At 64.9% G+C, this 23,357-nt stretch carries 20 protein-coding genes and 1 tRNA gene; 14 read left to right on the forward strand and 7 right to left on the reverse strand.

From position 1 onward, the window contains the following. The first annotated feature begins 58 nt into the window (after positions 1-58). From dtd to AC5P5S_RS06515, 5 genes are all read left to right on the forward strand, one after another. The gene (dtd, locus tag AC5P5S_RS06495) at positions 59-499 is read left to right on the forward strand and encodes a D-aminoacyl-tRNA deacylase (RefSeq protein WP_005411180.1); all 441 of its coding nucleotides are present in this window, start codon (positions 59-61) and stop codon (positions 497-499) included. A gap of 89 nt (positions 500-588) precedes the next feature. Continuing rightward, positions 589-2,442, forward strand: a complete 1,854-nt coding sequence (gene rpoD / locus AC5P5S_RS06500) for an RNA polymerase sigma factor RpoD (protein ID WP_005411179.1) — start codon at positions 589-591, stop codon at positions 2,440-2,442. A gap of 448 nt (positions 2,443-2,890) precedes the next feature. Next, positions 2,891-2,966 (forward strand) — tRNA-Ile (locus tag AC5P5S_RS06505). Between the two features lie 90 nt (positions 2,967-3,056). After that, on the forward strand, positions 3,057-3,698 hold the full coding sequence (locus tag AC5P5S_RS06510; protein ID WP_062605565.1) for a hypothetical protein: 642 nt from the start codon (positions 3,057-3,059) through the stop codon (positions 3,696-3,698). 61 nt (positions 3,699-3,759) lie between these two features. Then, entirely contained in the window at positions 3,760-5,535 is a 1,776-nt protein-coding gene (locus AC5P5S_RS06515; RefSeq protein ID WP_231098195.1) for a serine hydrolase domain-containing protein, read from the forward strand. An 18-nt stretch (positions 5,536-5,553) separates the two neighbouring features. Here the strand turns inward: AC5P5S_RS06515 and AC5P5S_RS06520 are convergent, their stop codons facing one another. After that, complete coding sequence (locus AC5P5S_RS06520) at positions 5,554-5,946, reverse strand: DoxX family protein (protein ID WP_062605567.1); 393 nt, start codon at positions 5,944-5,946, stop codon at positions 5,554-5,556. Between the two features lie 118 nt (positions 5,947-6,064). Between AC5P5S_RS06520 and AC5P5S_RS06525 the strand changes: the two genes are divergently transcribed. Together AC5P5S_RS06525 and AC5P5S_RS06530 are read left to right on the forward strand one after the other, a co-directional pair. Then, on the forward strand, positions 6,065-6,484 hold the full coding sequence (locus AC5P5S_RS06525) for an H-NS histone family protein (RefSeq protein ID WP_005414575.1): 420 nt from the start codon (positions 6,065-6,067) through the stop codon (positions 6,482-6,484). 49 nt (positions 6,485-6,533) lie between these two features. Next, the gene (locus tag AC5P5S_RS06530) at positions 6,534-6,941 is read left to right on the forward strand and encodes a hypothetical protein (RefSeq protein WP_024957909.1); all 408 of its coding nucleotides are present in this window, start codon (positions 6,534-6,536) and stop codon (positions 6,939-6,941) included. A 23-nt stretch (positions 6,942-6,964) separates the two neighbouring features. Here AC5P5S_RS06530 and AC5P5S_RS06535 read toward each other — a convergent pair whose 3' ends face one another. Together AC5P5S_RS06535 and AC5P5S_RS06540 are read right to left on the reverse strand one after the other, a co-directional pair. Next, positions 6,965-7,606 carry a glutathione S-transferase family protein gene (locus AC5P5S_RS06535; protein ID WP_062605569.1) on the reverse strand — a complete coding sequence of 214 codons (642 nt, stop codon included), beginning with the start codon at positions 7,604-7,606 and terminating at the stop codon, positions 6,965-6,967. 85 nt (positions 7,607-7,691) lie between these two features. Continuing rightward, entirely contained in the window at positions 7,692-8,495 is an 804-nt protein-coding gene (locus tag AC5P5S_RS06540) for an AraC family transcriptional regulator (protein WP_043034601.1), read from the reverse strand. Between the two features lie 64 nt (positions 8,496-8,559). Between AC5P5S_RS06540 and AC5P5S_RS06545 the strand changes: the two genes are divergently transcribed. Beyond that, entirely contained in the window at positions 8,560-9,453 is an 894-nt protein-coding gene (locus AC5P5S_RS06545; protein WP_062605571.1) for a DMT family transporter, read from the forward strand. A 27-nt stretch (positions 9,454-9,480) separates the two neighbouring features. On the opposite strand, the gene AC5P5S_RS06550 is transcribed toward AC5P5S_RS06545, so the two are convergent. Together AC5P5S_RS06550 and AC5P5S_RS06555 are read right to left on the reverse strand one after the other, a co-directional pair. Continuing rightward, complete coding sequence (locus tag AC5P5S_RS06550; protein ID WP_062605573.1) at positions 9,481-10,509, reverse strand: hypothetical protein; 1,029 nt, start codon at positions 10,507-10,509, stop codon at positions 9,481-9,483. Between the two features lie 260 nt (positions 10,510-10,769). Then, entirely contained in the window at positions 10,770-13,604 is a 2,835-nt protein-coding gene (locus AC5P5S_RS06555; protein ID WP_062605574.1) for a TonB-dependent receptor, read from the reverse strand. A 555-nt stretch (positions 13,605-14,159) separates the two neighbouring features. Here AC5P5S_RS06555 and AC5P5S_RS06560 point away from each other — a divergent pair. The 4 genes from AC5P5S_RS06560 to AC5P5S_RS06575 all read left to right on the forward strand — a co-directional run bounded on the left by AC5P5S_RS06560 (position 14,160) and on the right by AC5P5S_RS06575 (position 18,292). After that, a complete protein-coding gene (locus tag AC5P5S_RS06560) occupies positions 14,160-14,612 on the forward strand; it encodes a PA2169 family four-helix-bundle protein (RefSeq protein WP_005411167.1) in 453 nt (150 codons plus the stop codon). Between the two features lie 317 nt (positions 14,613-14,929). After that, positions 14,930-17,458 carry an RHS repeat domain-containing protein gene (locus tag AC5P5S_RS06565; protein ID WP_062605576.1) on the forward strand — a complete coding sequence of 843 codons (2,529 nt, stop codon included), beginning with the start codon at positions 14,930-14,932 and terminating at the stop codon, positions 17,456-17,458. Between the two features lie 66 nt (positions 17,459-17,524). Further along, positions 17,525-17,905, forward strand: coding sequence for a hypothetical protein (locus AC5P5S_RS06570; RefSeq protein WP_062605579.1), 381 nt, complete (start codon positions 17,525-17,527; stop codon positions 17,903-17,905). A gap of 24 nt (positions 17,906-17,929) precedes the next feature. After that, complete coding sequence (locus AC5P5S_RS06575) at positions 17,930-18,292, forward strand: hypothetical protein (protein ID WP_062605580.1); 363 nt, start codon at positions 17,930-17,932, stop codon at positions 18,290-18,292. Between the two features lie 115 nt (positions 18,293-18,407). Here AC5P5S_RS06575 and AC5P5S_RS06580 read toward each other — a convergent pair whose 3' ends face one another. Then, positions 18,408-21,770 carry an autotransporter domain-containing protein gene (locus AC5P5S_RS06580; RefSeq protein ID WP_062605581.1) on the reverse strand — a complete coding sequence of 1,121 codons (3,363 nt, stop codon included), beginning with the start codon at positions 21,768-21,770 and terminating at the stop codon, positions 18,408-18,410. 188 nt (positions 21,771-21,958) lie between these two features. Between AC5P5S_RS06580 and AC5P5S_RS06585 the strand changes: the two genes are divergently transcribed. Continuing rightward, on the forward strand, positions 21,959-22,159 hold the full coding sequence (locus tag AC5P5S_RS06585; protein WP_005411162.1) for a hypothetical protein: 201 nt from the start codon (positions 21,959-21,961) through the stop codon (positions 22,157-22,159). A gap of 156 nt (positions 22,160-22,315) precedes the next feature. Next, a complete protein-coding gene (locus AC5P5S_RS06590; protein WP_005411161.1) occupies positions 22,316-22,666 on the forward strand; it encodes a VOC family protein in 351 nt (116 codons plus the stop codon). A 15-nt stretch (positions 22,667-22,681) separates the two neighbouring features. Here AC5P5S_RS06590 and AC5P5S_RS06595 read toward each other — a convergent pair whose 3' ends face one another. After that, a complete protein-coding gene (locus AC5P5S_RS06595; RefSeq protein ID WP_005414565.1) occupies positions 22,682-23,311 on the reverse strand; it encodes a TetR/AcrR family transcriptional regulator in 630 nt (209 codons plus the stop codon). Positions 23,312-23,357: the final 46 nt, after the last annotated feature.

Here is a 23,357-nt window from a genome sequence, read left to right on the forward strand (position 1 = left end):
CGCCAGTTTAGCCAAGGGCGCTGCTATCGTGGCCGGCCCTGTTCATTGGAAGCCCACGATGCTCGTCCTGATCCAGCGTGTCAGCCAGGCCGCCGTCCATGTCGACGATGAGGCCGTGGGGCAGATCGGCCCTGGCCTGTTGGCCCTGGTCGGCATGGAGCCGGGCGATACCGAGGCCCAGTTGCGGCGGATGGCCGAGCGCCTGCTGGGCTACCGGGTATTCGCCGACGAGGCCGGGAAGATGAACCGCTCGCTGCGCGATACCGGCGGCGGCCTGCTGCTGGTCAGCCAGTTCACCCTGGCCGCCGACACCCGTTCGGGCATGCGGCCGAGCTTCACCACGGCCGCGCCGCCGGAAGAGGCTGAACGCGGGTTCAATCGATTTGTCGAGATCTGTCGTGAAAATCACGCGCCAGGGGTGGAAACGGGCCGATTTGGTGCCCATATGGTCGTCAGCCTGGTCAATGACGGTCCCGTGACCTTCCTTCTCCGGCCCTGAGCCTGCGGGACCACCGCCCGGCAGGCAGGGCCCCGGGCTGGTATAATGCTACGTTCCCTATTTCTCCCTGCCGGTGGCGCGAGCACTACATGGCCAACGAACGTCCTGCCCAATCCGAAATCAAGCAACTGATCAGCAAGGGCCTGGAACAGGGCTACCTGACCTACGCCGAAGTCAATGACCATCTGCCGGACGACATGGTCGACCCGGAACAGATCGAAGACATCATCGGCATGATCAACGGCATGGGCATCGATGTCCATGAAGTTGCGCCGGATGTGGAAACCCTGCTTCTCAACGATGGCAACACCGGCAACCGCGAAGTCGATGACACCGCGGCTGAAGAAGCTGCCGCTGCGCTGAGCGCGCTCGACACCGAAGGTGGCCGTACCACCGACCCGGTGCGCATGTACATGCGCGAAATGGGCACCGTCGAGCTGCTGACCCGCGAAGGCGAAATCGCTATCGCCAAGCGCATCGAGGAAGGCCTTTCGCAGGTCCAGGCGGCCCTGGGCCAGTTCCCGGTTTCGGTCGAGTCGCTGCTGAACGACTACGAAGCCCACAAGGAAGGCAAGAAGCGCCTGGCCGAAGTGATCGTCGGCTTCAACGACCTGGTCGACGAAGAGCCGGCGCCGCCGGCGGTCGCTGCCGATGACAGCGCCGATGCGGACGCCGAAGGCGACGAGGACGAGGACGACGATGTCGACGGTGGCGATGAAGAAGCCGCACCGACCGGTCCGGATCCGGAGGAAGTCGCCGCGCGCATGCAGGCGCTGAGCGATGCCTTCAACGCCTTCAAGAAGGCCGCGACCAAGGGCGACAAGAAGAACCTGCCGCGCCTGCGCGAAGAAATGTCGGCGGTGTTCGTCACCCTGAAGCTGCCGCTGCCGCTGACCGACGTGCTGACCAAGCAGCTGCGCGACACCATGGCATCGATCAAGGCCCATGAGCGTCGCGTGCTGAACCTGGCCACCGTCACCGCCCGCATGCCGCGCAAGGACTTCATCCGTTCCTGGGAAGGCAACCAGACCAACCTGGAGTGGGTGGAAGACGCACTGAAGCGCAAGCAGAAGTGGTCCTCGGCGCTGCGCGAAGTGAAGGACCAGATCATTGCCGAACAGCAGGCGACGATCGACATCGAGACGCTGACCCAGCTGGACCTGGAAGAGCTGAAGGAAATCAGCCGTGCCATGGCCTACGGTGAAGCCAAGGCGCGCAAGGCCAAGAAGGAAATGGTCGAGGCCAACCTGCGCCTGGTGATCTCGATCGCCAAGAAGTACACCAACCGTGGCCTGCAGTTCCTCGACCTGATCCAGGAAGGCAACATCGGCCTGATGAAGGCCGTGGACAAGTTCGAATACCGCCGCGGTTACAAGTTCTCGACCTATGCCACCTGGTGGATCCGCCAGGCGATCACCCGCTCGATCGCCGACCAGGCGCGCACCATCCGTATTCCGGTGCACATGATCGAGACGATCAACAAGTTGAACCGCATTTCCCGCCAGATGCTCCAGCAGTACGGCCGCGAGGCTACGCCGGAGGAGCTGGCCAAGGAAATGGACATGCCGGAAGACAAGATCCGCAAGGTGATGAAGATCGCCAAGGAGCCGATCTCGATGGAAACCCCGATCGGCGACGACGAGGATTCCCATCTGGGCGACTTCATCGAGGACACCAACGTGGAGTCCCCGATCGAGAACACCACCAACATCAATCTGTCTGAAACCGTGCGCGACGTGCTGGCCGGCCTCACCCCGAGGGAAGCCAAGGTGCTGCGCATGCGCTTCGGCATCGACATGAACACCGACCACACGCTGGAAGAGGTCGGCAAGCAGTTCGACGTGACCCGCGAGCGCATCCGCCAGATCGAAGCGAAGGCCCTGCGCAAGCTGCGTCACCCGAGCCGCTCGGAGCAGCTGCGCAGCTTCCTGGATATTGATTGATTTCCAGCGGCTGTTGAAGCGTTGAGAGAAACCCCGCCTGGTGCGGGGTTTTTCTTTTTGGGGGGTGTGTGCTTTCTGTAGAGTCGAGCCAGCTGCTGTTTGCGATGACGTATCCAGCAGGTCTTCTCAACGGCTGCGCGTTTGCGCCGCTACTGCATTGGGAAGATGTGATGCGCGACGAGCGCGAGGATTCACTGGGATTTGCCCGAAGAGCGACGCTGGCATTGCTGACGCAGTCTGGTGCTGGATTATTTGCTGGCTTCGGCGGCGGACAACCAGAAGGGGCTGGAAGAGACCAGGAGGACTGTGGCGCTGTTCCACGCGCACCTGCGGCGGCAGGTCTGGTTTGCGGACGTGGCGGAGAAGCGGTTGGGGCATGTGGCTGAGGCTCTTGCTGCTGCCGGGTAGCCGATCGAGCGCGGCCTCCACTACACTGTGACGCTGCGCCGGGCCTATAGCTCAACGGTTAGAGCAGGGGACTCATAATCCCTTGGTTCCAGGTTCGAATCCTGGTGGGCCCACCAACCGACCTCGCCTGACCGGTCGCAGGTCTCATCGCTCCCCAACGCGACCTGCAGCGTCGGTACCATCTGATCCGCACACAGGGATCGACCATGGCCAGCACCGATACCCCGGTGGAAGACTTCACCAACGAAATCGAAGACAGCCGGCACCTGTTTGCCTGGTGCCTGGTCCACTATGGACAGGTGCCCGAGGCGCTGGCACTTGAACAGGCACGCCAACGCTATCCCGACCAGAGCCCCGGCCGCGATTACGAACACGCGCTGATCTTCCACGACGAGCCCTGGCATTGGGCGATGCTGCAGGTGGCGGGGGAAGGTTATTGGCACCGGCGCCCGGAACTGGCGCAGCCATCGCTGGACTACGAAGCCGAATCGGACGCACTGTGCCTGGCCCGCAGTGAGCGGGTCCCACTGCTGGATGAGGACGAGTACCTTGGCGCGCTCGCGCATGCGCGCCACATGCGTGCATGGACGCTGGTCCATCAGACGGGTCGTTCGCCGGATGAAGCGCGCCAGGAGGCGCTCGGCCACTACGCGTATCATCCGCGCCATCATCGCGGTCGATTTCAGGTTCATGATCCGCGTGATGGCTGGCGTCATGTGATGAGCGTATTGAATGGCGACGATTACTGGGCGCGACCAGAGTTGCGGGAACCGCCACAGGCCTATTGGAACGAGTCCCGCGCCTTTGTTTCGGCGCAGGGAATCCGCTTGCCGGACCCTCCGGGCTGAGGACTGCTCGGCCGGCGAAGGCGCAGCACCGTCGATCACCGCACTCTGTGCCGAATGACACATGCCCCGCCATTTCTGCTGGCGGGAAGATGGCGGCATCCCGAAGTGGAGTGATCTGATGCCTGGTACGCTCAGTCGTCGCACCTTCCTGGCCAATGCCGCGGCTGTTCCGGCGGCCACGCTCATGCCTACCGGTGTTGCCACGGCGGCGCAGCCCACCGTCACCACCGGGAACCTGATCGAAGCGGAGCGCGGCGTGATCCGCTCGGCCATGCAAGGCAGCGGCATCGGTGCCGCTGCCGTCTGCCTGGTCGAAGGCGGGCAGGTGCGCTGGACTGAAGGCTTCGGTCACGTATCAGGCCAGGGTAGCGCGGCCGCGGACGCCAGCACGATGTTCAGCATCCAGTCCACCTCGAAGAATTTCGCGGCGGTGGCGGTGCTGTTGGCCGTGCAGGACGGCATTCTTGATCTGGATGCGCCCATTGCCCGCTATCTGCCGTCGTTCACCGTGCGCAGTCGCTTCGAGCATTCCCCGCAGGAGCGCATCACCCTGCGCCTGCTGCTTGCCAACCGCGCGGGATTCACGCACGAGGCGCCGCTGGGCAACAATTACGAACCGGCGTCACCGGGCTTTGATGCGCACGTCCGCAGCATCTCGCAGACATGGCTGCGCTTTCCGGTGGGTACGCGCTATCGCTATTCCAACCTGGGCTTCGACCTTGCCGGTCATGTCCTTGAGCAGGTTGCGGGCATCGGCTATCCGGCCTGGCTGCAGCGCCGGATCTTCGAGCCACTGGGAATGCACGACAGTACGGCCGATGCGTCGGTCTACCTGGCAAGCAAGGGTCGGGCACTGGGAACCCAGGAAGGCCATGCGCAGGTGCCGCCGGTGACGCCGCTGGTGGTGTCGGGAGGCGTCTGGACCAGTGCCGCCGACATGGCGAAGTATCTTGGCTTCCTGCTCGGTGGCGGCCAAACCGGCGCGCAGCAGCTGCTCGAGCCCCATCTCTGGGACGAGATGCATGGCTTCGGCCTGGGTGGTGACTACGGGCTCGGCGTAATGCGCAGCGAACGGCTCTACGGCAGTACACCGGTGCGGCTGCTGCACCATCGCGGCGGAGGCTTCGGATTCGGGTGCGTGTTCACCTACTGCAGGCAGGCCAACGCTGGATTTGCCGCGATGTTCAACCGCGCGACGTCCGCGGGGTACGGCATCGGCGAGCGTCTGCTCGACCAATTGCTGTCGGCGCGTTTCGGGCCCCGTCAGCCGCGTGTGCCGCTATCGTCCCTGGCGCCGATCAGGTTGAACCAGGACCAGATCCAGCGGATGGCGGGAGACTGGATAGGGCGCAGCGGCAAGGCGAAGATCGTGGTTGCCGGAAGCGGTGAACTGCAACTGCATCGTGGGGCGCAAGCTGTGGGCAGACGGTTTGCGGCCATCGACGACGACCAACTGTTCACCGCGGACACCGATGGAGAGGTTGCGACGTACCGTTACCATGCGGCGACGGAGAGGCTGCCGGCGCACCTGGAATGTACGAACGGCGAGGATGGCCTGGACCAGAACGATCCCATCGATGGGGCCACAGGGCCGCAGGCGTCCCATTGGCGACCCTGGCTGGGGCGCTATCGCATCGACCAATGGGGGAAACCGGCGATGTCCGTTGTACTGGAGCAGCGACAGGGCTGGCTGTACATCGATGGCATCCGCCTGGTCACTGAAGTGGAGCCAGGCCTGCTGTTCACCAGCGATGGCGAAGCGGTGGATTTCCGCAGCTCCCAGCCGACATGGCGCAACCTGCGTCTGCAGCGCGTCCAGCCCGTGGGCCAGGGATGATGGCGGCATGCCGCGTGCTCATCCGCGCCGCCTACGCCCATCGATGCTGTAGCGCCCCGCCCCGGTGCAGGCCAGCAGCAGGAAGCCACCGGCCAGCCCCAGGTTCTTCAGGAACATGATCTGCTGGGTGGGGTCGCCAACGTTGTGGTGGAAGATGAAGGCGGTGACCAGGCTGAAGCCTGCCAGCACGATCGATACCAGCCGGGTCTGGAAGCCCAGCAGGATGCACAGGCCGCTGCCGATCTCAAAGGCGATGGTAGGCCACAGCAGGATGCCGGGTACCCCCATCGCTTCCATGTAACCCTGGGTACCGCTGAGGTCGCCGAGCTTGCCGATGCCGGACACCAGGAACAGTGCCATCAGCAGGATGCGCGCAAGCAGGTAGGCGAGCGAATGCGATGAGTTGCTCACGTCGAAGTCCTCGGAGATGGCTGCCGAAGGCGATCGGAGCCCACCGGCAGTGAAGCCCGTGTCTACGTACCGGGCAAGGCGGCTTGACAGCTGGCCGGCCGCAGGACACCTTTCCACCATGACGATCGATATTGAATCGCTCAGCCTTCGGGAGCTGGGCGCCTTGGTGGTTGCCGCTGAACAGCGGAAACAGCTCATTTCCAGCCGCCGTCCGGCCAGCGCGGTGCGGCGGATGTTGAAGGCTGCCGCGGCCGAAGCCGGCTACACCCTCGAAGAACTCTTCGGTGGCGAAGCTTCGGAAACACCTGCGCCCGCCCGCAAACCCACCCGCCGTAAATCCGGCAAAGTCGCGCCCAAGTATCGCGACCCGGAATACAAGCGCCTGACCTGGACCGGTCGCGGGCGCATGCCGCGCTGGCTGGCGTCCAAGGTGTCGATGGGCCACAAGGCCACCGATTTCCTGATTCCTGGCTTGGCTAGGCCGACCGCTGGCAAGACCAGCACCATCGGCAAGCGGACTGTCATCAAGAAGGGATGAGGCTGCAGCACTGCTACCCTGCCCGGGTCTTTCAACCAAGGAGCACCGGATGGCACACGAGGGTGGCATGACGATCACGCCGAAAGTCCTGTACACAGCCGCAGGCGTGGCCGTGCTGGTCAGCCTGTTGGCCTGGGCGGTGGAGTGGAGCGGGATGGCCTATGTCTGCCCATACTGCCGCGTACAACGCACTGTCATCGGTGTGCTGGGCGTGCTGACATTGTTCGCGCGGCCGGGGAGCCTCATCGTGCCCTGGTTGTCGTACACAGCGGGCGGCTTCGCGTTCGTGGTTGCAGCGATGCAGCACTTCAATGGCTGGAAGCGCATTTCCGCCGGCGATTTCAGTTTCAACGCGCAGTGGTACATCGACCCGTGGCTGCTGTCAGGCTGCGCGATGCTGATCCTGGTAGCGCAGCTGATGCTGGTGCAGGCCGCCTGCCGGCGCAGCCTGCGCTGAGTGTTTCCCCCCATGGCGTGGAACTACCCGTTCTGGAATACCGCCAACTGCGCAGCAAACGCGCGCTGATAGGCGGGACGCTGCGTCGCCCGTGCCACATAGGCCACCAGCAGCGGGTACTCGTCGAGCAGGCCGCTGCTCTTCAGGCGCAGCAGCACCGAGACCATCATCAGGTCGCCCACGCTGAACCCGCCGTCCAGCCACGCCGCCGCGCCCAACCACGCGGACAGTTGTGAGAGACGCATCCGCACGCGCTCGTCCAGCATCACCAATCGCTGTGCATACCAGGGCTGTTCGCGCTCCAGCACCCAGGCCATCGAGCGCTCGACGATGGGTGGCTCCACCGTATTCAACGCGGCGAACACCCACATGACTGCGCGCATGCGTGCATCCGGACCGACGGGCAGCAGGCCGGCATGCTGTTCGGCCAGGTGCAGGACGATCGCGCCGGATTCGAGCAGGACCTGGTCGCCCTCCTGCCAGGTGGGAATCTGTCCGAAGGGATTCCGCGCCAGGTGGGCAGGTTGCTTCATTTCGGCGAAGGTCAGCAGCTGCACGTCATAGGGCACGCCCAGTTCCTCCAGCGCCCAGCGCACGCGCATGTCACGGGCCAGGCCCTGGCCGCGGTCGGGGGAGGTGGCAAAGGCGGTGAGGATGGGGGACATCGCGGCGCTCCTGCAGGCGGGAAGGCCTGGCTCTTCTGTTCCGACGAACGACGAGGGCGGAAATCGACATCCCTCGATGCGCTCTTCACCCCGCCCGATGCAGTTTCCGGTACTGGTCCGGCGTGCAGTGCGCGTGCCGCTTGAACATCTCTGCGAAGGCGCTGACGCCGGAGTAGCCCAGCTCCTCGGCAATCCGGCTGATCGGCCGGCGTGTGCACAGCGCTTCGGTGGCGCGCACGAACTTAACCCGACCGCGCCAGTCACCAAGTGACATGCCCAGCTCGCTGCGTGCCATGCGCTCCAGCTTGCGTACGCTCATGTGGTGCCGCTGCGCGATATCGGCGACCGACTCGGCTGCGGACAGGTGCTTCTCGATGTACGCCATCACCTGTTTCAGGGCATCGCTGCTGGCGATCGGCAGGAAGCTGGGCAGCACTGCGGCATTGAGGATCTGGTCGATCACCACGGCGGCCATGCGCCGCTGGGCCGGCGTCCGCGGATCGGTCACGCCCTGTCGCGCCAGCTCGTGCAGCAGCTCGCGCAGCAATGGGCTGACTTCCAGCGCACTGCAACGCTCGGGCAGGCGGCGTGACAACGCCGGCGACAGGTAGGCCGAGCGATAGGCCAACCGCGACCGGTTGCGCGAATAGTGGGGCATTCCCGGTGGGATCCAGATCGCGTAATGGGGCGGGGACACCATCCACTCGCCGTCGATCTTCATCTCCATCACCCCTTGTGCGACGAAGTTGAACTGGCCCCAAGGATGGCTGTGCGTGCCCCAGTCGGTGGGCTCCATCGCACCCTGCCGGAAGTAGACCGGACCGGGCAGCTGGCGGAAGGTGGGGATGGGCTCCATCGGTTGCCGCAACCCGGGGTCGGAGTGACGCATTTTCAGGATGTCCTCGATATGCGCCAAGCGTACGCTGGCCATTCCCCCACGTACACCCACGCTCTTGAACTACCTCTTCCCAATCCTTGCCTGCCTGCTGTGGGGCGCGAATACCATCGTGACCAAGCTGGCCTCGGGCGCGGTCGGTCCCATCGATATTGGTTTCTTCCGCTGGCTGGTGGCGGCCATTGTCCTGTTGCCCTTCGCGCTGCCGCGGCTGCGCAACAACCTGCAGACCGTGCGTGCCAACCTTGGCCGCTTCCTGCTGCTGGGGTGCCTGGGCGGGGTGATGTACCAGTGCCTTGCGTACTATGCGGCGCACTTCACCTCGGCCACCAACATGGGCGTGATCCAGGCATTGATTCCACTGCTCGCATTGGCGTTGTCACGCGTGTTCATGGGCCATCCGGTGCGCGGTACCTCCATTACCGGTGCGGTGATTTCCACTGTCGGGGTGGTGGCGGTGGTCTCGCAGGGCGACCTGGCACGATTGGCCGCTCAGGGCGTGAACCGCGGTGATGCGATCATGCTGATCGGTGCGTTGGCCTTTGCCGCCTACAACGTGCTGATGCAGCGCTGGAAGATCCCGCTGACGGTGCTGGAATCGTTGTTCCTGCAGGCCACCGCCGCGTCGCTGATCCTGTTGCCGGCGCAGCTGCTGGTCGGTACCGGGGTGAACAATCTCACCGCGGTCGGCTGCATCGGGTTTGCGGCAGTATGCGCGTCGATCCTGGCCCCACTGACCTGGATGACCGGATTGTCACGGTTGGGCGCAGCGCGTGTCTCCGGCTTCTTCAACCTGGTGCCGATCGTGACCGCCGCACTGGCCGTGCTGCTGCTGGGCGAATCGCTCAGTGGCTGGGTACTGGCAGGGGGCGTGCTGGCGGTATCCGGTGTGGTCTTCGCCGAGTACGCAGCGAAGCGCGCGACGATGGCGAGTGGGGGCGAAGCGTCCTGACGCGGTCGGGCCGGACCCGCGCGGACCTCAGCCGCGGCGTGTCGTCCCGCATAGCGCCTGCTCCACCTCCTGTTCCAGCGCGTCGGCGTCGTAGCCGCGCTTGCCCTGCAGGCTCAGGTACAGCGACAGCGGGTCCACGCGGTCACCGCTACCGGTGAAGGCAGGCGGATACGACCATATCTGCAACGTTCCACTGCGCGTGCAGTCGGGGCCGGCTGCAGGCAGTGCCCCCAGCTTCCGCCAGGCATCGATGTACAGGGCGCGCGTGATGCCGTGGTCTTTCGACGGCACCGCAAGCATTGCTTCCGTCCCTGCCTGGGGGGCGGATTGAGCATGTCGGGCCAGAACGTCGGCGACCTGTTCCCAGCAGACCTCCACTTCCTTCAGCACGGGGGAGCGCAGGAACGGCTGCGCTCTCGCCCAGACCTCGCCGCGGCTGCCGGCGAGTCTCAGGAAGCGTTCGCGTCCGCCGGTGGAGCGTTCGGCCAGTCCGCGACCGACCAGTTCAGCGGAGAGCCTCGACGCGGTCATCGAGGTGTATCCGGCAGCACGGCTGACCTCACGCGGTGACCACCAGCGTGCCTGGCCGGACAGGAGTACGTGGATGAGCACGGCCTGCGCCGAAGGCAGCAGCGAAATCGCCTTCTTCTCGTGGTCGGGCGCATCGCGGAACTCGATCGCCAGGCTGGGGGCGTACAGCTGGTTGTGCGGTACCACGAAGTCGATATGGTTCTCGACCAGGAACCTGCGCTGGGTGGGGGTGAGGTACGGCGAGACATACAGCACCATGGCCTTTGCCGCTGAGCGCAGCACTTTCACATCCTGGATGACGCGGCTGCTGGATTCGCCCGGGACGCGTGGAACTGCCAGCATCGCCGGCGTTTCACCATAGAGGGTCAGCTCGGCGATGTGATAGCGCGAGGCCATGGTCTGCGGGATGAAGCGTGCCGCAGCCACGGGGCCGACCACCGAGGCCAGGCCGGGCAGGATCCGGCGCAGGTAGCGCTGCGCATCCATGACCAGATCGGTCAAGCCACTGTGTACTGCCGTTGTCATCGCTTGCTTCCCTTGGACCAGCCTCATCCCCGCAGCGGGGAGGGGGTGGTCCATCGCATTCAGTGGTGAATCCGGAGAGGTCGGGCGAGGTGGATGCCGCGCGGGCGATCCTCGCTTGCCTGCTCCATCTGCTGCCGTTGCGCCAGTGTTGCCGGGGATGTTGGAGATTGGGTCGAAGTAGCGTGGAGATTGGGTGGAGGTTGTGTGCGGCGTGGCCGGCGGAACTCCCCTTCCGCCGGCCACGTGCACGGACGCTACGGTCAGAAGCGCTGCGAGTACTTCACGTACACCGTGCGGCCGATATCGAAGCCGCCGTAGTAGGGGAAGGAACTCTGCGGCTTGGAGAACATGATCGGGCCGCGATGGTCGAACACATTGTTCGAGCCCACTGCCACGGTGCCATCCCAGGGCAGCCTGTAGCTGACCTGGATGTCGTGGAACGCATTCGAGCCGACCCTGCGCACGGCATCCGGTTCGCCGTTGGCGATGCGTTCGGGCGCGGTGCAGGGCCGGTTTGGCATGCAGCCTTCCATCATCCCGGAGTAGTAGCGCACCGTGTACTGGGCCGAGAGGTTGCCCAGCTGCCAGTTGACGCCGAGATTGGACCGCAGGCGGAACACCCCCGGGCGTCCAATACGACCGTCCATGATGGTGTCACCGGCCGAGTTCTGCTTCTCCTCGTCGTACTTGGAGACGTAGCTGTTCTGCAGGTCAAGGGTGAAGCGACCGAACGCGTACTCCGGCAGGCGGTAACGGATGCCCAGGTCCCACCCCTCGGTCTTCATCGCGCCGAGGTTGGTCAGGCCGTAGAACATGCTGGTGATGTGGCCATCAGCGGCACGCTTGACGCTGCCGCAGCGCGAGGCATTGCCCAGCACGTAGCAGTCACGGAGGATGCGATCGACGTTGTCCTCGATGATCATGTTGGTGATCTTGTAGCTGTACCAGTCCAGGTTGATGTCCAGACCGTTGACCCAGCGCGGGCTCCAGACCACACCGACGGTCTTGCTCTTGGACTCTTCCGGGCGCAGGTTCGGGTTCGAGCCCGTGGTGAACTCGTTCGGGGTGGCGCACGGGTAGCTGGTGCAGGGCTTCAGGCCCTGGGCCAGCTGCTCGTAGCCACGCGGAACACCGGCGGCGTTGCAGGCCGCGTTGCCGTTGACGCTGTTGGTGGCGCCGATGCCGCAGGGGTCCACGTAGGTTTCGAAGCTGGTGCCCAGGCCGCCATACAGGTCGGAGATGCTGGGAGCACGGAAGCCCTCGGCGAAGGTGCCGCGGACCATCAGCTCCTCGACCGGGCGCCAGGCGAAGCTGGCCTTGGTGTTGGTGGTGCTGCCGAAGTTGCTGTAGTCGGAATAGCGTGCCGCAACGTTGACGGTCAGCTCCTTGGCGAACGGAAGGTCACGCAGCACCGGCACATTCACTTCGGCGAAGACTTCATTGAGGCTGTAACCGCCTGCAGTGGTCTGTGCCCCCAGTGCAGTGCTCTGGCGCGACTGGGCAAAGGCGTCGGGAACGTAGCGTCCTTCTTCCTTGCGGTACTGGTAGCCCATCGCCACCGAGAGCTCGCCCGCCGGCAGTTCCAGCACCGGGCCGGAGATGTTGGCGAAGTAGCTTCGGGTCTTGGTGATGCCGGTATCGGTGAACGTGGGGAACAGGAAGCGCTGCAGTTCCGGGTCGGCAAGCGAGCCGGCGCCAGCAACGCCGTACGGCAGCAGCGGATTCCAGGCCAGGCAGCCGGCGATCGGTGCACCTGCGCTGCCACAGCGTGCTACACCGTTGCCATCAACAAAGGACTGTCCCAGCGCTTGGCGCGAGGCGATCAGGCTCATGTCACCACGGCCGGTCTTGGTCACCTCGTTGCGGTTGAACAGCGCGCCCACCTCCCAGTCGAACGTTTTGCTGGCCAGTTCGAAGTAGCCCGACAGCGTCGGTGCCACGCGCAGCGACTTCAGCTTGCTTTCGGTCGTGCGCGGAAGCTCCCACAGGCGGCGGTTGAAGGCGATGTCATGGCCGACCGGATTGAACGCACTGTTGCCGGCCAGCGGCGTCCCGAACTTGGTCGATTCGTAGGGGTAGCCGGCAATCTGCTGGTCCGAGATGCGCTCGTTGTAGCCGATATCGGTGGTGAAGGTGATCTGGTCACTCAGTGCATAGTCGGAGCTGAGGAACAGCGACCGGCGCTCGATGCCGGTCTGCACATGCATCTGCTCGTTGCCGTTGGAATACTCGGCCGGCGTGATCGGATGGTAATCGTTCGGGTTCTTCGGGTCGCCACCACGATTGAGTGTCTTGAACACGGAATTTCCGGTGGCACAGTCGTAAAGCGCCGGGTTACACCAGGAGCCGTTCTGGCTGAGGTCGCTCCAGCCCGCGCGCGGATAACCCGGCCCCGCACCACCATGCTTGGAGAACCAGCGGTCGCGGGCGAACACCGGGTCGGCCTTCTGGTATTCCAGGGCCAAGGTGTAGCCACCTCGCTCGCCGCGCGCGCCGGTAACGAGCGAGAACGTGCTGTCCTTGCCGTCGCCCTGGCTGAACTGGCCATGCTGCGCCGAAAGCTCCAGCCCCTCGACGCTCTTGCGGGTAATGATGTTGATGACGCCGGCGATGGCGTCGGATCCGTAGAGCACCGAGGCGCCATCCTTGAGCACGTCGATGCGCTCGACCGCGCTCATCGGAATCTGGCTCAGGTCCTGCAGGCCGCTGGTGCTGGCGCCCAGGCGCTTGCCGTTCACCAGCACCAGGGTGCGGGTGGCGCCGAGGTTGCGGATGTTTGCGTAGCTGCCGCCGACGTCTTCGCCGGACGACAGCGTGCGCGAACGCGAGAGCGCTGGTGCGCCGGCCGACGTGAGGTTCTGCAGGACGTCGGCGATGGTGGTGAAGCCCTGCTGCTCGATCATCTTGCGCGAGATGGCAAGCACCGGCTGCTGGGTTTCCACATCCACGCTGCGTATCGCCGATCCCGTCACCTGGATGCGGTCCAGGTTCTTCGGAGACTTCGCAGCGTCGTCCTGTGCATTGGCAGCCGGCGAGAAAACGGCAGCCAACACGGCGCCGATCCCTGCCGAAAGCAGAGTGTATTTGTAGTGCATTGTTTCTCTCTCCAAATCCGTTGTGTGGTCGCAATGCGCGCGGCGCTACGACCGGTCTGCATTCCGTTACCCGGAATCGAGAGGAACCTAACATCCCGCTCACATTTGAACTGCGTTATGGACGCGTTATCTTCGCGCGCCCTTGGCCGCTGTCCTGCACGGGGAGTGCACGTCGCGTCGACGTTTTGCAATGACGTTTCGCTTCAGTCTGGCAGCTCCTTTCCCGGCATACACAGGAGGCCGCCGATGAATACGCCTGGCAAGCCGAAACCCAGCTGGAAGCAATGGCATGTGCTGCTGGTGATTCTGGCGATTGCGCTGCTGATCAGTGTGATCATCGTCATCGCGCCATGGTGAGGCAGGCATCGCATGCGTGTTTTTCCGTGAACATTCAATGATGCCGGCAATGAATAAGTCAGCACGTGTTCCGCATGGTGATGTGTACATCAATTCGTACTCACCCGGCCGGCACACGAGGACGATGATAGTGAGGTCGAAGGCAGTGCCGACGCGCTGCCATTCTCCACTGACTTTCGAGCACACAGGAGCGACGCCATGAGCACCCAGTCCACCATCGAACATCGCCTCAACGACCTGATCGAGATCGCGCGTGATGGCAAGTCCTTCTATGAGGAAGCCGCAACGAAGGTAAAGGATGCCGAACTGTCGGCACTGTTCACCCGTATCGCCGGGGTGAAGGCGCGGATCGTCGCGGCGCTGAGTGGTTCGGTCGCCGCCAGCGGCGGCAAGCCGGCCGAGCACGGCACCATGGTCGGTTCGATGCAGCAGTTCTACGGCAAGGTGCGCGCCGCGTTTGGTGATACCAACTACGGCTACGTGGCCGAACTGGAAGAATCCGAAGACCGCCTGCTGGGCGCGTTCAAGGATGTGCTGCAGGACAACGATCTGCCGCCCGCGGTGCGCCAGGAAGTGACCCAGCTGCTGCCGGATGTGCAGGAGTGCCACAACGTCATGCGGGCACGCAAGCACGCCATGAAGGCTGCCTGACGTCCCGCGCCGGGCGGCCGATCGCGGCCGTCGAGCCCCGGAGGCGCGTCATGGCCCGGGAACCTTCGCAGCCCGGCAGGGCTGCGAAGGACCGGGCGTCCGGCCCCGTTTCCATGGTTATACTTGGCCGAGTCCAGGGAACAGGCGCGGCATGACGAAGGGGGCTTCGTCCAGCATCAACGTCAATCGCCAACCGGATGCAGTCGCGTCCGGTTTTGTGCGTGTGCGCGGTTTGCTGTGATGTGCGCTTCGCCGGTCTTTCCGTTGCCTGATCCTGGTTGTCCCATCGCCATCCATTGCGAACAGGCCCACTGACTATGCGTCGAGTCAATGCACTTTCCGCGATGATGTTGCTGGGCACGGTTGTGGGAAGTGCGGGGGCGCAGTCCTACAGCAAGACCAACGTCATCACCTATCACGATGATCTGTCGAAGTGGGTGCTTGGCCAGGTCCGGACGTCGGTCAACCAGGACACGGGCCGGACCGAGTCCCAGGTGGATTATGACCCGGCCACCGCGAAGCCCCAGCGGATCCATGCCTTCGGCCAGCTCCAGCAGACCATTCACTACAACAGCGACGGTACCGTTCGCGCCGTGGTGGACGGGCGTGGCAATACGGTGAGCCTGTCCGGCTGGAAGCGCGGCATCCCCGGGAACATCCAGTATGCGGATGGTTCGACCCAGTCTGCCGGCGTGGATGACAATGGCTGGATACGCTGGATCACCGATGGCCGGGGCAACACCACGCGTTACGACTACGACGCGATGGGGCGCATGTCGCTGGTCGACTACCCCGACGGCGATACGGTGGACTGGGCGTCCACCACGACACAGTTTGCCCAGGTGGGCGGCGCCGAGTACGGCATTCCTGCCGGTCACTGGCGGCAGACGGTCAGCACCGGCAATGCGCGCAAGGTCACCTACTACGATGCGCTGTGGCGCCCATTGCTGGTGCGCGAGTACGACGCGGGCAATGAAGCCGGCACGCAGCGGGCCTCGGTGACCGCCTATGACACGGAGGGGCGGGTCACCTTCCAGTCCTATCCTGTCGCGGGGGTCGGTACGGTCCAGGACGCCGGAACTGGCGTCCGTACGACGTACGACGCACTTGGGCGGGTGGTCCAGGTCAGCCAGGATTCCGAGATTGGCGCGCTGGTCAGCACAACCGAGTACCTGCCGGGGCGGCGCGTGCGCACGACCAATGCCAGGGGTATCCCGACCGTCGTGACCTACACCGGTGCAGATGCCGCGAAGCTTGACTGGCCGGTACGTATCGAACTGGCAGAGGGAGCCGTGCTGGATATCCTGCGGGACGTCTTCGGCAAGCCGACGTCGATCACCCGCAGGGCCAGCAATGGCTCGGTGACGTCGACCCGGCGCTATGTCTACGATGCGGCGCAGCGGTTGTGCAAGACGATCGAACCGGAAACCGGCGCCACCGTAATTGACTACGACGCCGCATCGAACCCGGTGGGAAGCGCGCAGGGGTTGGACCTGTCCGATGCAGGCAACTGCAACCAGGACAGTGCCGCGGCAAGCGGGCGCCGAGTGGTGCGTTCCTATGACGGACGCAACCGGCTCGCATCACTGCAGTTCCCCGACGGCAATGGCAACCAGCGCTGGAGCTACTGGCCCGATGGCCTGGTCAAGCAGGTCACCACGTTGAACGCCGGGGTGGAGACGCATAACAGCTATGCGTACAACCGTCGCGGGCTGCTCATCGGTGAGGTGCAGAGCCCCATCGATGGCGAAGCGCTGGCGATGGGGTATGCCTACGACGCACTGGGCAACCTGTCCGCGCATCGCTATCCCTCCGGCAACGTGGTCGCGTATGCGCCCAACGCGCTGGGACAGGCCGGGCAGGCGGGCTCCTACGCCGCTGGCGTGGTCTATTACCCCAACGGGGCGATTCGTCAGTTCACCTATGGCAACGGCATTGTCCACTCGATGGTGCAGAACGCGCGCCAGTTGCCGGATGAAAGCCAGGACACGCTTGGCGCAACCCGGATCCTCAGCGACGGCTACGACTACGATGCGGTCGGCAATGTGATGGCAATTACTGACGGTGCCACGGGCCGCAACCAGCGTGGCAACCGCAATCTGGGCTATGACGCGCTGGATCGGCTCGTTTCGGCTTCCTCGCCCATGTTCGGCTCGGCGAGCTACAGCTATGACGCGTTGGACAACCTCACGCGGGTGACGATTCTCGACCGTGACCATCACTACTGCTATGACAACGCATGGCGCTTGACCAACGTCAAGGTCAACGGTTGCGGAGGGTCAACCGTGGTCGGCCTGGCCTACGATGCGCAGGGCAATCTGCGGGCGAAGAACGGGCAGCCGTTCGCCTTCGACTTCGGCAACCGGCTGCGTGCGGCGGCAGGTTCCGAGAGCTACCGTTACGACGCTCACGGTCGCCGCACACAGACAGATTCATCGTTCGGACGGATCACCTCGATGTACGACCACGCCGGCGTCCTCCGCTACCAGGCGAGCGAGCGCGAGGACAAACGGACCGATTACATCACCCTGGGCGGAAGCCTGGTCGCCAAGGCAGCGGTGCCGATGCGGCGTTCGCCGGCCGCGAAGGACTTCGTTGGGTGGTCGCCTGTGGCCTCTGCCGTCCGCTACGTCGTCGAGGAAAGCGTGGACGGGGTGACCTGGACCACGGTCTACGAAGGCAACGCCGCGAACTGGACGTCTGCCGCACGCCCTGCCACCAGCTATGCGTATCGCGTGCTTGCCTGTGGCGCCACGGGGAGCTGCACGCCGGTGTCCGATGTCTCGCATGTCCAGCGTCCGCAGGGTGACATCGTGCCCCTGCTGTACCAGCTGCTGCTGGGCTGAGCGTAGCGGACCGCACGGGGCGCAGTGCACCGTCAACCGGTTGTTCATGACAGGGGAAGGAAGAACATGGATGGAGTACGTGCTGTATCGCGCCCGCGTGGCGCCATCGGCGGCAAGGTCCTGCTGGCGGTGGTGGCAGTGCTGGGAACTGGCCTGGCCTCAACGGCAAATGCTGAGCCTTACAATCTGGAAGGCCATCGGATCGTATCCGTCGCAACTGGCTGGGGCGGGGAAGGGTTCTACCTGGTGACGCAAGGTGTGCTTCCAGCGGGCTCGGATTGTGGGGGTGGCAATCGCTTCATTCTCCTCAATGATCATCCAATGCAGAGGGAGATGGTCTCGATGCTGCTCATCGCCTGGCAGAACAAGCTGCGTGTCGGATTGCGTGTCGACGGCTGCACCTCCGGGGCAATGCAGCTGAGGGCCGTGACGATGCCTGAGGCCTGATGTCTGAATCCACAGGGGAACTACATGATGATGAGTGACGCGACGCCGGGCTTCCGCAGGAGGTTGGGAGCGGGGTTGGCCTTGACGTTGGCCTTGTGCCTGTCTGCACCACTGAAGGCGGAGCCAACCAGCGATCAGATGACGATTCTGTCGCTGCGGCCGTACATGGACGGCCCGGCGGGAATTGTGTACGTGCAAGTTTCGAGTACGGCTTTCTGCAATACCGATACCTTTGCAATCGACATGTCCCGGCCGGGAGCCAAGGAAGCCTACGCGGCGGCGTTGGCAGCGCTGACATCGGGGAAGAATGTCCGGCTCGAGGCATTCAACTCCACCGGGTGCAATGGCTGGGCGACCCGGCTCCAGTCGATCTTCATCCACGCGTAACGCTCCACGGATGGATCCAGGACGCGATGATCCTGAGGTATCGCGCATGGCCCTGGGGCGTGGATAAAAAAGGGGCGGCCCTGAGGCCGCCCCAAACCGTCAAGAGAACACGCGTCTAGAAGCGAACCGACCAGCGCATGTTGGCGCTGTGGTCGCGGCTTTCACTGCCGTACTGGCCGCTGTAACCCAGCTCCAGCTGCTGGCGCGGGGTCAGCCAAGCCGACAGCCCCAGCTCGGCCACCACGGCGCTGTCGGCAATCGGGGCGCCTTCGACCACGAAGGTGGTGCTGCTGTTGGCGAATGCGAGGTCGGCCAGCTGGCTGCGGTCACCCGAGGCACGGCGATAGCCCACGCCACCACGCAGGTGCAGCCAGCTGTCCTGCTGGAACGATGCCTTCAGGCCCTTGTCGAAGCGCAGGCCCGCGGTGGCGATCGTGGTGCCGGTGTCATCCACCTTGCCGTGCAGGGCGGCTGCACCACCGCGCTCGTTGATCGGCTTGAGGTCCACCTCTACGCGCGCGACCTGCAGGTAGGGTTCCAGCCCGGCCTCTGGGCCACCAAAGCGGTAGCCGGCTTCGATGAAGGCCTGGCGGGTATGCGCGTTGTAGCGGGCGCTCAGGCTGTCGCTGAACCCTGCGAAGTCGACATCGCGGGTGCTCTTCACCTTGTGCTTGCTCCAGGCGACGCCGCCACGCAGGCCGAGGCCGCCCCAGTTGTGACTGGCATATGCACCGAAGTGGGTGTTGTCGATCTTCGACTTGGCACGAAGCGCCTGCTGCTTGACGTCGGTGCGGCCGGTGCCAGCCAGCACGCCGACCTGCCAGCCAGAGAACTCGTGGTCGATACCGGCCAGCAGGCCGTTGCTGTTGGCTTCGGTGCGGGCGGTGTTGCTGTTGCCGTCCAGCCTGCTGTTGCCGCCCAGAGCCTGCACCCAGGCGCCGGTGGCGTCGCCCGCATCGGCGCCCGGCGCGACTGCACCTGCACGGCGGGACAGCGCGGCATCGCGAACGTAGCGGCTGCCTTCCACCAGTGCGAGCGGCGTGGCTGCGTGCAGTTCGCCGCTGAGGCCGTCGAGCACGCCGCCGACCTGCTGCGGGAACAGCTGGGTCAGCGGCTTGGGCAGGCCCTGGTTGATTGCCAGCAGGTCCGCCGCGGCGGCCACCGCGCGCTGGTTCGGGGTGGTGGCGGCGCTGGCCAGCGAGGCACCGCGTGCCACGTCGATGCGGGTGCCATTGGCCCCGTAGGCGAGGCTGAACTGCAGGAACGGCGAGAACGCGCTGAAGTCGGTTTTCGCGAACTGGCCGTTGATGCCACCGTCGGCGCGGATGAAGTTGAACTGCTCGCCGAGATAGTAGATGCCTGGTTCCGGCAACGCGACCAGCGTGCCGCCGAGGGTGGCAGTACCGGTCACGTGCAGCTGGTCGCTGCGCCCGCCAGGCGCGAGTTCGGCGGCGTAGACGCCGGTCGCGCCCTGCACGTAGTCGCCGTTGATGGTCAGCGCGCCGATCGAATTGCCGGGCGCGATGGTGCCGTCCACTCGGGTGCTGCCCAACGTGCCGATACCCTTCAGCAGGCCGTTGCTACCGACCGTGGTGGTGCCGCCGGTCTGCATGCCATTGAAGGACACCACGCCGCCATTGACGGTCAGGTTCCCGTCCTTCAGAACGCCGCTGGCGCTGACCGTGCTGACGCCACCGGTGGTGGTGAGTGCGGTGGAGACCAGGCTGCCGTTGAGCAGGAACCGGCCGCCTTGCACATCGACCGCCGAGGTGAGGGTGTTGCTGCCGTTCAACTCCAGCGTGCCCTCGCGCAGCACCGCGCCGTTGAAGCTGTTGTCGCCGCTCAGGCGCAGCCAACCGATGCCGGATTTGGTCAGCGTGCCGGGGCCGCCGATGTCATTGGTCCAGTCGTCCCAGGCATCGCCTTCCCACACCTTCAGGCCGCCGGCCCTCTGGTTCATCACCACGTTGGTATCCACGCGCAGCGAGCCATAGCCCTCGATGGCCCTGCGCAGGTCAACCATGCCCCAGCCGTAGATCGGATCGACGCCTGCCGCACCGAGGTCGCGCGCGGTGGTCAGCAGGACGTCGCGCACCTGGGCGTTGTCCAGGTAGGGGAAGCGCTCCATCAACAGGCCGAGTGCGCCGGTGATATGGGGGGCGGCCATGGACGTGCCGGTCTTCAGGCCGTAGTCGTACGTGGGATTCTGGCTGTCGATGAGAAGACGGACGTAGTCTGCGGTCTTCTCCAGCCGTCCCTGGATGTCACCGGAAACGATGGTGCTGAGGATTGCCGTGCCGGGTGCGGAAATGCACCAGTTGGCAGCAGCGCCACAGATGCTCGAGCCTGCGTTGATCACGTAGTCGGTTTCACCATTGGCTGTATTGGGCTGGCGAACGTTGGCGACGGCCAGCCAGTAGGGCTCGATCTCCGGCTTCCAGCGCGGCAGGGCCGCGGTGATACCGGCGACGGCGCCGCTGCCATTGCCTGCCGACCAGACCTGGATCAACTGCGAAGCGGGGGCGTTCGCACTGTCCTTGTAGATGCTTCCGTATACGTCGTAGCCGGCACCGATGCGTGCGTACTGGGCATCCAGTGCGGCCACGGTCATGTTCCGGGTGGAGATGCCCCAGCTGTGATTGATGGCACGCACGCCTTGTGCCTGCAGCTGCGCGTACATGTCCAGCCTTGCGGCACCATCGGGATCCGTCCGTTCCACGGCTTCAGGCAGGTAGCCTCCGCTCGCCTGGCGCCTCCATTCGTAGTAAGTGTCACCAAATACACGGGCGGTCGTCAGATCGGCACCGAAGGCGACGCCGTGCATCCCCGTGCCATTGCGGTTGGCGCCAATGGTTCCGAGGACATGCGTGCCGTGATCGGCATAGCGGAAACCCCATTCACGGCCTGCGGCAATGATGTTGGCCTGCAGGGAAGCAGGCACGCCCGCGCCGAGCGTGTAGTAGTTGATACCCGGTTGATCACCCTGTGTCTGGCTGCACGCGCCGGTACCGCCGACGGTTCCCGGTGACGCACAGTTCGGGCCGATGGTGATGCTGGAGGTGTTGCGGCCGGCGAATTCGGGGTGAGCCAGTGCCGAGCCGGTGTCGAACAGCGCCAGGCGCACGCCCCTGCCGGTCAGGCCGCGGGCATACGCGTGGTCGGCCCCCATGGCACCCAGGCCCCAGTCGGCGTTGAATTCATCGCTGCGCCAGCTGGCGGCATCGCCCGGATTGCCGAGCAGGGCGGTGCCGGTTGCCGCGGGCGTGGCGGCCGTCGATGCTGCAGGCGCGCTGACGGCGGGCTGTGCCCACGCCGCCTGCAGCTGGCGCTGTTGCTGCCATGCGTCCAGCGCCTCGCCGGCCATGGCGGGCGCGGCAGCGGCAAGCAACAGAGAGCTGGACACGGCCAGCGCGAGGCGGCTGTGCAGCGGGGAGCGGGAGCGGGAGCGGGACGAACGGCCGTGCAGCGGGTGATTCATCGGGCAACTTCCTTGGTGGACGGGCAACAAGGCCGTTAACGCCAATCCGTGGCGACATCCCCCATGCATGTGAAAGGAAAATTGTGAACAGGTTAAGTGTGCGTGACAGTGGGCTTCACTTCGTCTCCCCGTGTCCTCGCTAACGTGGGCCGGCCTGGGCTCACCAGGCTTATCAAGGAGTGATGGCGATGCGTGTTGTCAGGAAGGTGATCGCAGTGGCGGTATTCGCGTTGGCGTGTACCGGTTCGGTGGCAGTGGCAGGGCCGGTCGAGCCCTGCGACCAGCCGTGCTGGCGGGCCTATCAGATGTGCCTGGCCAGTGGCACCGATGCCGGTGAATGCCAGCAGGCGTACAACACCTGCGTGGTCGATCTGTGCATGGGCGTGTGAGTCGCGCCGTTTGAACCGTACACGGAGCCCCGTCATCGACGGGGCTCTTCTGTTCCAGCGATCCCCTCAGATGGCGATGCCGGCATCTGGCCTGAGCCCGCTTGCGGGCCATGCACGCAGCGGCGAGGATGGGAAGTCGCACCGGAGCCGCTGCACATGGCCGTCAAACGCATTGTCGCCAACATCGCCACGCCCGACCCGGCGCGTGCCGCAGCGTTCTATGGCGGGCTGCTGGGCATGCCGGTGGTGATGGATCATGGCTGGATCGTCACCCATGGCGGGCAGGGCAGTGCGCTGGCGCAGGTGAGCTTTGCCAGCGAAGGGGGTTCCGGCACCGCGGTGCCCGATCTGTCGATCGAAGTGGACGACCTGCAGCAGGTGCTGGAGCGCATGCACGCGGCCGGCATCCCGCTGGAGTATGGCCCTGCCGACGAGCCTTGGGGAGTGCGTCGTTTCTTCGTCCGCGACCCGTTCGGGCGGCTGTTGAACATTCTCGCCCACACCTGAGCGGGAAGCGTTGCGTCAGCGGCGTCTGCCGCTGCGCGTCGGCGCTGCCGGAACGCCGACCATGCGCAGGCAATCCGCTTCCACAGCGGCGATGAAGGCATCGGCATCCTGTGCGGGTGTGGCGATCAGGTCGTCGGTGGCACCGTGCACGCCGGCATAGATCAACGAGGCGGTGACCTGTGGAGCAGGCAGCTGCCACAGTCCGGCTGCGTTGCCCGCTTCGAGGATGCCCAGCAGCTGCTGCTGGATCGCATTGCGCTCGGCATTGCCCCGCTGGTGGTGGTGATGGTTGGCGTACACCACGTCATGCAACGCGTGGGTGCGCGCGTAGATCTCGATGTTGGCGCGGATCCAGGCGCGCAGGCGCGCTGCGCCATCACCGGCAGGGTGCTGCTGCACTGCCTGCTCGACCTCGTCCATGAACTGCCGCGTGTAGCGCTGCGCCAGCGCCTGCAGGATCTCGGTGCGGGAGGCGAAATAGGTATAGAAAGTGCCCTTGGCCACGTCGGCCGCGGCGACGATGTCGCTGATGGTGGTGGCGTCCACACCCTGCGAAAGGAACAACGCCTGCGCGGCGTCCATCAGTTCCTCCTGGCGGGTTTCGGCGGGCTTGGTGCGAGGCCTGGCGACAGCTGGGGTCTGCATGGTGGGCGGTATCCGGGTGTGACGGACGCCATTCTAGCTGCCCCTT

This window comes from Stenotrophomonas sp. YJH_SMC_54 (assembly GCF_059368435.1).